The organism is Streptomyces sp. NPDC048566 (genome assembly GCF_043199735.1).
Taxonomy (GTDB): Bacteria; Actinomycetota; Actinomycetes; order Streptomycetales; family Streptomycetaceae; genus Streptomyces.
Window position 1 is genome coordinate 31,710 of record NZ_JBICWL010000035.1, and the last position, 12,101, is coordinate 43,810.

At 69.9% G+C, this 12,101-nt stretch carries 11 protein-coding genes; 8 read left to right on the top strand and 3 right to left on the bottom strand.

The window, feature by feature from the left end; translation table 11 throughout:
• Window positions 1–132: 132 nt before the first annotated feature.
• Both ACGFS9_RS30645 and ACGFS9_RS30650 read left to right on the top strand, forming a co-directional pair.
• Complete coding sequence (locus tag ACGFS9_RS30645) at window positions 133–384, top strand: hypothetical protein (RefSeq protein ID WP_393257724.1); 252 nt, start codon at window positions 133–135, stop codon at window positions 382–384.
• Window positions 374–502 (top strand): hypothetical protein, encoded by a 129-nt coding sequence (locus ACGFS9_RS30650; protein WP_393257727.1) that lies wholly within the window; start codon window positions 374–376, stop codon window positions 500–502. Before ACGFS9_RS30645 ends, ACGFS9_RS30650 begins: the two co-directional genes overlap by 11 nt.
• A 74-nt stretch (window positions 503–576) precedes the next feature.
• On the opposite strand, the gene ACGFS9_RS30655 is transcribed toward ACGFS9_RS30650, so the two are convergent.
• Window positions 577–2,508: a SpoIIE family protein phosphatase gene (locus ACGFS9_RS30655; protein ID WP_393257729.1), complete on the bottom strand. Its 1,932-nt coding sequence runs from the start codon at window positions 2,506–2,508 to the stop codon at window positions 577–579.
• A 1,210-nt stretch (window positions 2,509–3,718) separates the two neighbouring features.
• Between ACGFS9_RS30655 and ACGFS9_RS30660 the strand changes: the two genes are divergently transcribed.
• The 6 genes from ACGFS9_RS30660 to ACGFS9_RS30685 all read left to right on the top strand — a co-directional run bounded on the left by ACGFS9_RS30660 (window position 3,719) and on the right by ACGFS9_RS30685 (window position 10,512).
• Window positions 3,719–3,886, top strand: a complete 168-nt coding sequence (locus ACGFS9_RS30660; protein WP_393257732.1) for a hypothetical protein — start codon at window positions 3,719–3,721, stop codon at window positions 3,884–3,886.
• Between the two features lie 255 nt (window positions 3,887–4,141).
• Window positions 4,142–4,459 (top strand): hypothetical protein, encoded by a 318-nt coding sequence (locus ACGFS9_RS30665; RefSeq protein ID WP_393257734.1) that lies wholly within the window; start codon window positions 4,142–4,144, stop codon window positions 4,457–4,459.
• A 234-nt stretch (window positions 4,460–4,693) separates the two neighbouring features.
• A complete protein-coding gene (locus ACGFS9_RS30670) occupies window positions 4,694–5,443 on the top strand; it encodes a CPBP family intramembrane glutamic endopeptidase (RefSeq protein ID WP_393257737.1) in 750 nt (249 codons plus the stop codon).
• Window positions 5,444–5,480: 37 nt separating this feature from the next.
• Complete coding sequence (locus ACGFS9_RS30675; protein ID WP_393257739.1) at window positions 5,481–5,963, top strand: aldehyde dehydrogenase family protein; 483 nt, start codon at window positions 5,481–5,483, stop codon at window positions 5,961–5,963.
• Window positions 5,964–6,980: 1,017 nt separating this feature from the next.
• Entirely contained in the window at window positions 6,981–8,564 is a 1,584-nt protein-coding gene (locus tag ACGFS9_RS30680; RefSeq protein WP_393257742.1) for a hypothetical protein, read from the top strand.
• A 493-nt stretch (window positions 8,565–9,057) separates the two neighbouring features.
• On the top strand, window positions 9,058–10,512 hold the full coding sequence (locus ACGFS9_RS30685; RefSeq protein ID WP_393257745.1) for a ricin-type beta-trefoil lectin domain protein: 1,455 nt from the start codon (window positions 9,058–9,060) through the stop codon (window positions 10,510–10,512).
• A gap of 212 nt (window positions 10,513–10,724) precedes the next feature.
• On the opposite strand, the gene puuE is transcribed toward ACGFS9_RS30685, so the two are convergent.
• Window positions 10,725–11,633, bottom strand: a complete 909-nt coding sequence (puuE, locus tag ACGFS9_RS30690) for an allantoinase PuuE (RefSeq protein ID WP_393257748.1) — start codon at window positions 11,631–11,633, stop codon at window positions 10,725–10,727.
• Window positions 11,634–11,832: 199 nt separating this feature from the next.
• The gene (locus tag ACGFS9_RS30695; protein WP_393257751.1) at window positions 11,833–11,991 is read right to left on the bottom strand and encodes a hypothetical protein; all 159 of its coding nucleotides are present in this window, start codon (window positions 11,989–11,991) and stop codon (window positions 11,833–11,835) included.
• Between the last annotated feature and the right edge of the window lie 110 nt (window positions 11,992–12,101).

Below are 12,101 nucleotides of genomic sequence, written 5' to 3' on the forward strand. Positions count from 1 at the left end.
GAGCCGAATGGAGGCGCTGGACGCGATCGACCCTGCCTGGTGTCCAGGGTGGAGGATCGACTGGCAGCGCGGCCTTCACCTCACCCTGCAGTACCTGCGCACCGCCGGCGTCCTGCCGAGAAGTCGGGCGAGGTGATCGTGCACGGCGAAGACCTCGGCGCCTGGACGATTGCGCAGCGGATCGGCTGGGACAAGCTGACGCACGCACAGCAGTGGCTGCTCGACAGCGTCCTGGGCTTGGAGCCTGCGGGCGACGGTGAGCTGCAGCCGGTCCGGAAGACGCAAGCCGAGCGGTGGGCCACCCATCTCGCGGCGGCCCGGCACTTCCCCGCGCGAAGGCCACTTGCGCGTTCCACGGTGGCACCTCGAAGAGGTGGCCGGTGAGGGCAGTCAGGCCGTTGGTCTGCGGCTTGGTGAGTGGCTCGACAACACCCGGCGCAGGGCTGACAAGCTCGCACCGGAGAGTCGTGCGGAGCTGGATGCGCTTGGTATGCGCTGGTAGATCATGGGAAGGGTGGGCCGTCGCGAGCAGGGCATTCATGCTGCGTGAATCGCCAACTCAACGCACTGCGGGACTCAGGCGCTGTTCAGTTGCGGACGGACGAGCAGGAGCGCGATGTCGTCGTGGCGGGGAGCGGACGATTGAGCATGCCGGATGAGGGTGTCGGCGAGACGTTCCAGGTCCTGGGTCTGAGCCTGGGTGAGGTGCTGGGCCAGAGTGTTGGTGGTGTCGTCGATGTCGGCGCCCGGGACTTCCACGAGTCCGTCGGTGTAGAGGGCGAGTACGGCGCCGGGCGGGAGGGCGATCTCGGTGGTGGGGTAACCGGCCTCCGAGTCGATGCCGAGCAGCAGGCCGGGGGGAAGGCGGAGGACTTCGGTGCGTCCGTCGGGATGGCGGAGCAGGGGTGGGGGGTGTCCGGCGGTGGCGAGGCGGACGCGTTGGCGGGATTCGTCGAGCTGGGCGATCAGGGAGCTGGCGAACAATCCGGGGTCGAGGTCGGTGAGGAGGCGGTTGGTGCAGGCCAGGAGGTCGCCGGGGGGTGTGCCGATGGCGGCATAGGCGTGGACAGCGCTGCGGACCTGTCCCATGAGGGCGGCAGCGGTGGTGTTGTGGCCCTCGACGTCACCGATCGCTGCCACGGTGGCGTGGGGTGAGTGGATGAGGTCGTAGAAGTCGCCGCCGATGTTCATGCCGTGGCCTACGTCGGCGGGCAGATAGCGGGCTGCCACGTCCAAACCTGGGACGACGGGCAATGTCCCGGGGAGCAGGCCGGTCTGGAGTGTGTGGGCGAGTGTGCGGGTGGCGTCGTAGAGGCGTGCGCGGTCCAGGGCCTGGGCGATCAGCCCGGTCAGGGAGGTGAGGATGGCGCGCTCAGCAGGGGGAAAGGGCTGGGGCTTGTCATAGGAGAGGGTGAGAGTGCCGATGTGGCGGCCTGATGCGATGAGGGGAAGGAAGGCCCAGGCGCTCCTGCTCTCGTAGCGGGGCGCGTCGGGGTAGGCGCGCTCGAAGTCGGCGAAGGTGGAGAAGAAGGTAGAGGTGCCGGTGGCCAGGGCGTGCGCGGTCGGGGTGCGCGAGGCCGAGGGCGTTCCGTCGAATCGGTTGATGAACTCGGCGCTGTAGCCGCGGTGACCGATGACGTGCAGTCGCTCTTCCTTGGTGGTCATGAGGACCAGGCCCTGAGGTCCGAAGGCGGGCACGATTTGGTCGGCCACGACGTCGACCACATCTTGACAGCTGACGGCCTCGGCGAGGACGACGGCCAGATGTGTCAGGTGGTAGAGCGCCACCGCGCTGACCAGTTCGGTGGACGGGGCCGGCCTGTGTGGCGGGTGTTCGTGCTGTGCAGCGGGTGTGATGTGAACGCTGATGCCGCTGTGGCCGGGGTAGAGCTGGAAGAACAGTGGCGTGTCCGGAGGGCGCAGGACGGTGAACGACGTGGGCTTGCCAGTGATCGCAGCCGCCCGGTAGTGGTCTTCGAAGAGTGGTTCCTGCAGCCACAGGAGCACTTCCCAGGGCCGGTTGCCGATGAGGGAGGCGGCGCCGACGGCCATGAGTTCGGCGGCGGCTGGATTGATGAAAGTGACCCGGCCGTCGAGGGTGAGAGCGCAGCAGCCAATCGGGAGGCGCTCGGCAAAACTGAGGGCGTCCATGGCCCGGGCTGGGGTGGCGTCGGCCGGAGGCGCCGGCAGAATCCGGGGCTCCTCGGGCGGCAGCAACGGACGGCCGTGGCCAGCGGCCTCCTTAAGCAGCGCTGCCGCGTTTCGGCAGAAGGCGGTGACCGTCTCACGTTCGTGCAGATCGAGCTGGGGCGCGTGCCAGACCGGCCACAGCAGCGCGATTCCGCCCCATACAGCCGTACCGCTGGTCAGCGGGGCCGCAGCGAGCATGAAGTCGTACGGCAGCACAATGCCCAGCTGCGGGTATCGGCGCGCCACCTCCTCCCGGCTGCCCAGCCACACCATGTCCCGCTGCCGCATGGCATCGGGGACCGGAGACGCGGCATCCACGGGGACACGAGTCCAGGGCGCCGCAAGCCGGTGTGCGACGCCGGAAACCAGCGACAGCCCCAGAACGTCCCCTTCGGGTTGCAGGAGATACAGCAGACCAATCGATGAACCGGTTTCGCGCACGGCATCAGCCATCAGAGCTTGAAGGCGCGCTATGCCGGGACCGGATCCGCCATCGGTGTTGTCGGGCACTCGCATGCGGCTCACTTGACCAGGGTGGCAGTTGCGGCGACCGTCGGCGTGGCAGCGAAGGGACACGGGGCTGCTTCGGCGTCGGTGCCCCGGGTCCCCTCGCTGATCCGTGCCCGGTCCGTTCCCGGCTGCCGGCGCGTGGACACCCCAACAGTTGCCGGGGACCCGGGCAGGTCCACCGTGCTGAGCGCAATGCCGCCCCGCTGAGAGCCGCACCGGCGAGGACGGCCGGTATCCGTGGGCAATGTCCAGCAGCTGAAGAGCAAAGTTTCCGCAGGCCTTGGCCCCCTACCGTGCCGAGGCTGGCGATGTGCCGACCGGGAGTACCCGCGGGCCCACGCCGCCGACTCTCCGGGCGGGAAAGCCCACCATTCGCACCGAATGTCACCCACAGTAAAACTGTACGCCCGCCCGGTTCTGACAGCACCCATGAGACAAGCGGAGTCAGCCGTACGCGGCCGCTGGTGAAGCGCACGGGGTGCCGTGGCGGTCGATCGTGATGGATGGATGTCACGGGGTGACGCTTACGGGAACGGCCGTTCGGATCAGTCACCGGCTGTGCTGACGCCACGCGGCGCAGCCTCCAGGCTCAAGTGCGATACTTCGGCGTGCAGTACACCGAGTCCGTCCGTTTCCGGAGCGAAGCAGGGACTCCGCGCACCGGGCACAGGCACTTGGGGCCCACAGGTACTCGCCCTGGATCACCTGCAAGCCTTCGTACACGGCACGGGCGTAGATCTCGTTGTGCCGCTGGACGCGTCGGTCACGTCCCGCGCTGTGGTGTACAGGATCAAGACCTGAGCGTTCCGATACGACGCCCACAGCGATCTCCGTCGAGCCGCAACCCGCGAAGCGTCCAGCCGAGGCGGCTCGCGCCGGACCGTGGTGGAGCAGATACCCGGCCTGACCCGTCGGCACGGTCAGCGCACCGAGCGGGCTGCGCTCGACGCTGGCCTCGGTCGGTCTCGCCCTGGCCGGCCGGGCCGGCGCCCGGCTGGCTGCCGTCCTCGGCGCGTCCGTGAGCCGGAGCACCCTCCTGCGCCTGATCGACGCCCTTCCCGAGCCCGAAGCGCCCGCGCCGCGGGTGGTCGGCGTGGACGAGTACGCCACCCGCAAGGGCCGCCACTACGGCACGGTGACGTCCAGATCGATGACGCCTCCGGCAGCGGATACGAGCCCGTTGTAGGTTGCATCGAGGTCGTCGGCCACGGGCCCTTGCGGGTCCGTGATCTGGAAGAGGTGGTACTCGGCGCATACGGGCCGCCGCTGTAGCGCGCGCCCTGCCAGGTGCCGGCGAAGGGGTACTCGTCGCATGACTTGCCCGAAGGGCGCGGCAGGCTGCTGGGGCATGCCTTCTTGCGGTTCTCAGTGATCTTCGAGCAGGTGGTGAGCCGCGTCAGGTAGTTCGTCGTACCTCTGCGACTTCGCACCCTCGGCGGCGGTGCAGATCGTGACGGCGGACGGGAAGGTGTCGCGGGCCTCGGAAGGGGATTACGCCGACCTGGTCAAGCGGATGGTCGGGTTCTGCGGGGACAACCTCGACGAAGCGAACGTCCTGTTCAAGCGCCTGGTGGAGCTGCGTAAGCGACGGTCTTCGGCGATCCGTGACGTGCTGGGCGTGAAGAACATGCGGCACGTCGGCCCGTCACCGGAGTGGCCGCTCACGGTCCTGATCATCGATGAGGCGCACACACACTTCCGCGGGTACCAAATAGATGCCGTAGAGACAGAGAACACGATTTATGTTTCACGCGAATGATCTATTGTGCCTTTTTGGGCGTTTCTGGTGTGCGAGTCCGGCCGGGCTAGCGATCATCCGGAGCGCGACCGCACCCCTTTCGTGGCAATCTGAGGCATCTGTACCTATTTGCCCGATTCATGAGTGCCGCAGGCCCGTTGGCCGGGGCGGAATGCGAGGGAAGCCGTGGAACGTGCGGCACGTACGAGGACCGGTGCACGGCAGGGACGGCACCTGGCCTGGCCCTGGTACCTAGTGGTAGTCCTCCTCTACCTGGGCATCATCCAAGGCCTCGGCGCCCTGCTGAAGGTGGACACCTCCGGAGCCGACAGCCAGTTCCCCACCACTGAAGGCCTCGTGCGCAACACTCTGATCCCGGTCGCCGTATCGGTGGTATTCGTTGCCGCCGTGGTGACCTGGCTCGGCTGGTGGAAAGAAGTGCTGCACTACCGGGTCCCGGTACAGCGTTGGGTGCGCTGGGTGCCGATCCTCATGCTGATCGGCGCCGTCATCAACATCGACTTCCCCAATCTCACCCAGCAGAGTGCGTCCTTGACAGGGTGTCTGGTGCTGCTCGTGATGCTCGTCGGCGTGGGAGAGGAGCTGATGTTCCGCGGCATCGGCGTGCAGGTCTTCAAACGTGCAGGCCTCAGCGAAGCCAAGATTGCTCTCTGGACCTCGGTCGTCTTCGGTCTGGCCCACCTCAGTAACGCCCTGGACGAGGGGGCCCGAGCGATCCTGCAGGCGCTGATCGTCTCCACCTCCGGCTACTTCCTCTACCTCTGCCTGCGGGTCGCCGGAACGATCCTTCTGCCGATGCTGGTCCACGCCTGCTGGGACTTCGGACTTCTCTCCAGCCAGATCGGCAGCGATCCCGCCTTCTACGCTGGGTCATCCGCCGTCATCCTCGTACAGGTCGCCCTGATCATCGTCCTCCTCATCAGGCGCCGCCACATTGAACCCGCCCCCAGCGCACCGCTGCCGCAACCCTCCCACCGCTACTGACGGCTCGACAGTGCGGAGCACTGGCACAGGCGGCGATATGGGATCCGTCGCTGATGTCAGCGGCGTGAAGAAGGCGGCGAACCGGGTTCCGGACGGGCCCTGCGACGCGGACACCGACTTCGGTCCGCTCAACAGCACAGCGCAGCTCACCCAGGTGCGAGCGCTGCTGGAGCGGCTGCCCGCCAACGCGGAGGTCGTGGCCGGTGGCGCCGCCCTGAACCGGCCCGGCATATTCCACGAGGCCACGGTGGTGGCCGGGTTGCGGCAGGAGGACGAGATCGCCCAGGGGGAGGTGTTCGGGCCGGTCGTCACCGTGCATGCCTTCGCGGACGAGGAGGAAGCCCTACGGCCGGCCAACGGGGTGCCACAGGGGCCTGGCGGCGAGCAGGTGGACACCCGGGACCACGACCGGGCGATGCGCTGCACACCGGGATCGTCTTGGTCAACCCGCACGACGCGACGGTCTCGGAGATGCCGCACGCCGGGGTCCGGCACTCTGGCGGCAGTGACCTGTCACTGACCGGCCTGCTGGACGACGCCCAGGTCAAGCACCTGATCCTGTGAGCCGCGCGAGCGCCCGATGCCGGTGGACCGGCGACCGCCGGCGCGCCGCAACACACCCCGCCCGGCGACCGCCACCGACGGCTCCAGGCACTCCGGGTGCTCCCGCCCTCCCCGTCCCGCCGCCCGCGCTCACCGCCGCACGGATCGGGCAAGCCGGGCCCGCTCGGGGTCCGGACAACACAGGAGGCGCCCCCGTTCGCGGCGCCCGGGAGTCGCGGAAGAGAGCACGACCGTATGTCGGCCCGCGCCCCGGACACGGCCGTGCCGACGTGTCGCCCGGGTATTTCACGGGCGACTCCGGATGAATACGTACCGGACCGCCGGAACACTCAGGATATTGCGCGAGCATTCCACGGCCACGCGGAGTTGCCTTCTTCACGTGCCGATAAGAGACGGAGCGGATCCGGTCCCGCCAGACCGTCCCCGTGTGACCGCGCTGACAGTGGGCAGGACACGTCACCGGAGGATGCGTACAGATATCGCTGTCGACTGCGACCAGTACGCCCCCGACCCTGCTGAAGCAATGCCCTGTTCGGGGGCCGAGGGAATACAGAAAGCCCTTGCATGAAGGCTGTCGGCGCATCTCCGCGCCGCGCTGCCCGTACGGCATCACGGATACATGTCTCACCCCAAGCAGCACAGATGCGTCGCGGCACAAGATCTGACGGAGCGTCCAGGGACGGGTCTCGGAGCCCTTTTCCGATATGCACGGCCAAATCCTCTGGTCTGCACCATTGCACCGGCGGCGAATGCCACCTGTTGACGGGACGTCTATTTGAAAAACCTCCGCACGCACCTGTCGGCCGTACTGTTATCGTCGCCGAATGCCGGGGTCGGCACAGGCGGCGAATCGACCGGACCGTAACGGCAAAGAGTTTGTCCCTCCGCCCAGGGCGAGCACAGCCGTCGGCAACTCGCACACGGCACGACCCCCATGGCCCGCCCGGAGGGAGTACCAGTAAGGAGCACGTCCATGCGCAAGAACAGATCGATATCCGCATCACGCTCCCGGCACCGCGAACGCGCGCGCCGCTGGAAACACTCGAAGTTGTGGCTCGCGCTGATCGGAGGACCGGTGATCCTCGCGGTCGTCGCCGGATCGGTCTTCGCGGCGGGAGGCCACCATCGCTCCTTCCCCGGCCGCCGGAGGGCCTCCACCCCTCCGGCACCAACCGGTGAACCCAACCCGGACTGCACCTTGCTGGTCCCCCGGAAGCCGCTCAGCGCCCGCGGCCTTGCCACGCCCTACGAACTCGTCGCCACGGACCCGGCGAAAGGGCCGTGCCACGAAGCCAACGCCGACCAGGCGGCGTTCGTGGAGGCCGCCGTCCTCACCGAGGACGGCGACATCAGCATCTACCACCCGCTGGTGATCGACAAAGGACGGCGACCGGCCACCCGCCCCGCACGAGCCACCGTGCCGAAGGGCTCGACAGTCGGCATCTGGTTCGGTTTCAACAACGCCCGGCTGACCCTGCGGGCGAGCGGCCACTCCCACGGCCTGCACGAGGGCAGATGCGTCAACGGCGTGAAGGGTTCCGTCTTCGGCCAGTTCGCCTACTGCAACGCGCCGGCCTTCTTCCGCGCCGCGCACGACCAGGCAGCCCGGAAGAAGCTCGGGATCCCGGCTCTTGGGACGGCCAAGGACGGCCTGCCCTGCCCGACCACGCGGGCCTTCTCCGTCGTCGACCAGGACGGGAGCGACAACGTCGTCACCCACTACCTGGCCGACGCGCACGGCCGGATCGCCCAGAACAACGCGGCCGGCAGAGCCGCGCTGTCAGGCACCGGCCGGGTGGCCAACCGCGGCGACCGCCGCCACCGGCACGACGGCAGGCCCAGGTCGGCCAAAGTGAGCAGTCCCGTCGATCTCGCCAACGGCAGCGACAACCTGTTGCTCACCCAGTTCATCGATCCGGCCCTGGGCTGCCGGCCGTTCACCGCACCCGATCAGTCCGGCGACGGCAGGGCCACGTCCGCCCTCGCGCTGGACGAATTGTCCGCCGCGGCCGGCCAGAAGAGCCCGATCGCCCTCATCCCCCGGACCGATCCGATGGCACTCATCGACGGCCGCCTCAGCACCGAGAAGACCGACGCGTACCGGGTGGGGGTCGGCATGCCCGCGATCACCGGCGACGGCGACGGCGACGGAGCGACGTACTGCAGGACGCTGTTCGGCGATCCGGCGGGCATCCGGCGGGTCTTCGACGACAGGGCGATCTTCGAGTCCGCCCCCTCCCCCGACCCCGGCACGGCACCGAACCTCTACGCATTCCTCGCCGCACGCGCCAGCCAGACCTTCACCGACCTGGGCTGCGAGCGACTCCTCGGGCTTCCCGACCCCGTCACACTGACGAGGAACGGCGACGGCCTGGTCGTCGACGCCGTATTGGCGCCACTCGGCACGACACGCGCCACCCCGACCCCCGCGGACGGCGCCCCCACGGCGACGCCCGCGGACACCGATCCACACACCGCCGACGGCGTCCCTGCCGCGCCGAACAGCAGCGGCTCCGCCTCCCCCGGCGGCACGGCGACGCCATCCCGGCGCGGTTGACGGCGGACGGACTGACCCCTGGGCGCTGGGGGTGCGCCCGACGGAGAGATGGAGCGGCCCCGATCTGCGAGGCGCTCCTCTCTCCGGCGGCTGCTCTGTGCGGCCGAGGAGACCGACTCCGGCGGCACCGTGCCGCCGAGGAAGGCGACGGGGAGCGGCACGAGAGGCGCCGAGCCAGGCGTCGCCCAGTGTCACGGCGCCGGCGGCCGGGTCCGCCGCTCGACGACGCTGGGCCGCTCGCAGCCGGCTTGGTCCGGATCGGGAGGCGACCGGCCGAGCACCCGATCGCCGACACGCGTCGTCCTGCCCGGCGCCGGTACCCGGTGACGACGAGGAAGCGAGTCCCACAGTGACACCTTCGGATACTGCGAACACGTGGCAACCCGGCTCCACCGCGCTCACGCGCCGACTGTCCGACACGGAGGTCGTCCAACGCCTGCGCACCCGCGGCGAAGACGCCCGTGCGGCGACGTGGGAACTCCACGACCGGCACATGCGTGCCGTTGTGGTCTACGCGCGTGTCTTCACCACGCAGGAGACGGCCGGGGAGCATCTCGCGGCGGAGTCCTTCACCCGGGCCGTGGAGGAACTCCGCGCGGGCGTGGACCCTTTGGGAACCGCACGCCATCATGCGCTCACCCACGTCCGCGAGACCGCCGGCCTGTGGGCGGCCGACAGCCGGCGGGAACACCTGCGGACGGATTTCCTGGCCTGGACGCTGACCGCCGGCGCACGCCCGGCGAACGATCCGTCCGCGGTCGACGACTCCGGGCACGGGTTACCGAATGTCATGCTCAGCGCATTCGCCCAGTTGGCCGAGTATGCGCGGGGGGTCCTGTGGTATTCGGTGGTCGACGCGGAGCCCAGCGGGACGGTCGCCGCGTTCGCGAGCGTCCCTGCGCGGGCCGTTCCCGACCTGCTGGGCAAGGCACACCGCGCGCTGCATGCGGCCTACGTTCAGGAGCACCTGGCCCGCCACGGCACCCCGCGGTGCGAGGCGTTCCGCCGGCTCGTCGAGGCGGCGTCGAGCGCGGGAGAGGGTCGGCACCATCCGGACCTTGTCGCGCACCTGGCCGACTGCTCCAGGTGCACGCAGCTGCTGGGCGACCTGCGCCGGATGTCCGACGACCCACGCGGCACCCTGGCCGAAGGGCTACTGCCGTGGGGCGGAGCCGCCTACGCCACCGGTATCGCCCTCCGCGAGATCGACGGACCGGACGCGGAAGCATCCGGCGGCCGCACCATGAGGAGCGAGGCGCACGCTCCGCACGGGAACGCCACCGGCGCGGTCCGGGCCCCGGCGGGCAGCGGGGCCGTGACGGGACCGGCCCATCGCTCCGCCCGGAGACGCCGCCTTCCGGCCGCCGTGCTCGCCCTGAGCGCACTGGCCCTGGTGAGCGTAGTGGCCGCGAGCGCCGTGCTGGACCGCCAGGACGGGCCCCCCGATGCCCGTCCGGCCCCGCGGCAGCGGAGCACACCGTCCGCCTCCGGGACCCGTAGCGCCTCCGCACAGCCGTCCCTGCTCCGCGTGGGGGTCCCCGCACAACTCGTGCACGCGGGCACGGGTCTGTGCCTCGACGTGGAGGGCGAGAAGGTGCAGAAGCACGTCAACGCAGTGGCGGCGACCTGCACATCGACTCCGACACAGCGGTGGACTCTCGATTCCGAAGGACGCCTGCACAACACGGCCGATCCCGACTTCTGCCTCAAGGCCGACGGCAACGCGGCGGCCATCGGCATCCGCCCGTGCGCCTCCGACGATCCCGAGAAGCGATCCCGGATGACCTTCTTCGTCAGAGCGAACGGCGCGATCACCTCCCGTCCCCGCCCCGAACAGGCCGTCGTCCCGGTGGGCACCTTCACGGGCACGCCTCTGCTCCTTGCTCTCAAGGAGTTGGGCGGCACGCCCGCGCAGACCTGGACCGCACGGGCGGCGCCGGCATCGTAGCGACTTCCCCGCACCGCGCGGCCTCCAACTCGCGCGGGCCCGCTTGGCCCCGGCGGGCCCGATCGGTCCGGCCACCGGTCGAAGAGAAGATCGCCACCAGGGCGTCGCGGAGGCCACGGTCACGGGCCGCCGGGGGCGGCGCGGGCGGCGGACAGCCGTCCATGCCGACCACCGGGCCCCGCGCTTCGGCGTCGTCGAGGCGCCGGGCCCGGTCAATACGGCGGCGGGTGGGCGGCGAGCCAGTGGCGGGCGATCTGCTCGCGGGTGGCCAGCCATGCCCCGCCTCGCTGCGCCACGTGGCGCAGGAAGCCGTCGAGCGCACGGATGCGACCCGGACGGCCGACGATCCGGCAGTGCAGCCCCACGCTCATCATGCGCGGGTGTTCGGCTCCCTCGGCATGGAGCGTGTCGAAGGTGTCGACGAGATAGGCGAGCAGGTCGTCGGCGGTGGCGAAGCCGTGGACGATCAGGAACTTGAAGTCGTTCGCGTCCAGGCTGTACGGCAGCACGAGGTGCGGGCGTCCGGCCGCCCGGACGTAGAACGGCAGGTCGTCGGAGTAGTCGTCGCTGTCGTAGAGGAACCCGCCCTCCTCGGCGACGAGACGTCGGGTGCCGGGGCTGGTCCGGCCGGTGTACCAGCCGACGGGCCGACGCCCGACGAGCCGCTCGATGGCCGCGACCGATCGTGCGATGTGGGATCGCTCGACGTCCTCAGGGATGTCGCGGTAGTCGATCCACCGCCAGCCGTGGCCCGCCACCTCCCAGCCCGCGTCCCGCATGGCCCGGGCGGCCTCCGGGTTCCGCTCCAGGGCCTGCCCCACGGCGTGGACGGTGAGCGGTGCCCCGTGCGCCGTGAGCACGCGGTGGACACGCCAGAACCCGGACCGGGCACCGTAGGCGAACATCGACTCGACGTTCAGGTCGCGACCTCCCACCACGGGCGGTGCCCCGACGATTTCGTGGAGGAAGCCCTCCGACGCGGGATCACCCTCCAGGACACTCCGCTCGCCGCCCTCCTCGTAGTTGAGGACGAGACTGACGGCGACGCGGGCTCCCCCGGGCCAGGCGGCGTGCGGCGGATCGGCGCCATACCCGACGAGGTCGCGCTGAGACTCGAACACGGCCCGCACCCTAGCGGTGAACGGCCTGCGCAGCCGGGAGGCGGGGCGGGCCGGGGTCGGGCGGCGCACGCGCCGGCTCCGGCGAGGCGACGATGTGGGCGGCCGGACGACACTCGCCCGCCCGGCCGCCCCTGACTCGCCGGTCGCATCACGCGACCGGCGAGCGGGGCAGCCTCACCGCGCCCCTCGGGCCCCGCAGTCAGTACAAAGGAGAGGGAGGATCTTCCGGGGCGGCGTCCGGTCCGGTGTTCTCGTCGCGAGGAGTACCCCGAGAGGAGCGGCGGCGGGTATCGGCGATCAGGGGAAGGACGGCCGTGAGAAACGCCAGCACGTCACCGGCAAACGCCAGCCATTCCATCGAGGAGCCTCCTGAGTTGGTTATGGAGCGCTCACCGTGCCGCACCGGCAAGTACCCTGGGTGTTCTGCCGCGTACTGTTCGTGCCCGGCAGTGCAGCCGCGGCCCGTGA

Coding starts and splice junctions, on each gene's coding strand:
- ACGFS9_RS30675 (WP_393257739.1), top strand. CDS start 5,481: ATGGGATCCGTCGCTGATGTCAGCGGCGTGAAGAAGGCGGCGAACCGG.
- ACGFS9_RS30680 (WP_393257742.1), top strand. CDS start 6,981: ATGCGCAAGAACAGATCGATATCCGCATCACGCTCCCGGCACCGCGAA.
- ACGFS9_RS30685 (WP_393257745.1), top strand. CDS start 9,058: ATGCGTGCCGTTGTGGTCTACGCGCGTGTCTTCACCACGCAGGAGACG.
- ACGFS9_RS30695 (WP_393257751.1), bottom strand. CDS start 11,991: ATGGAATGGCTGGCGTTTGCCGGTGACGTGCTGGCGTTTCTCACGGCC.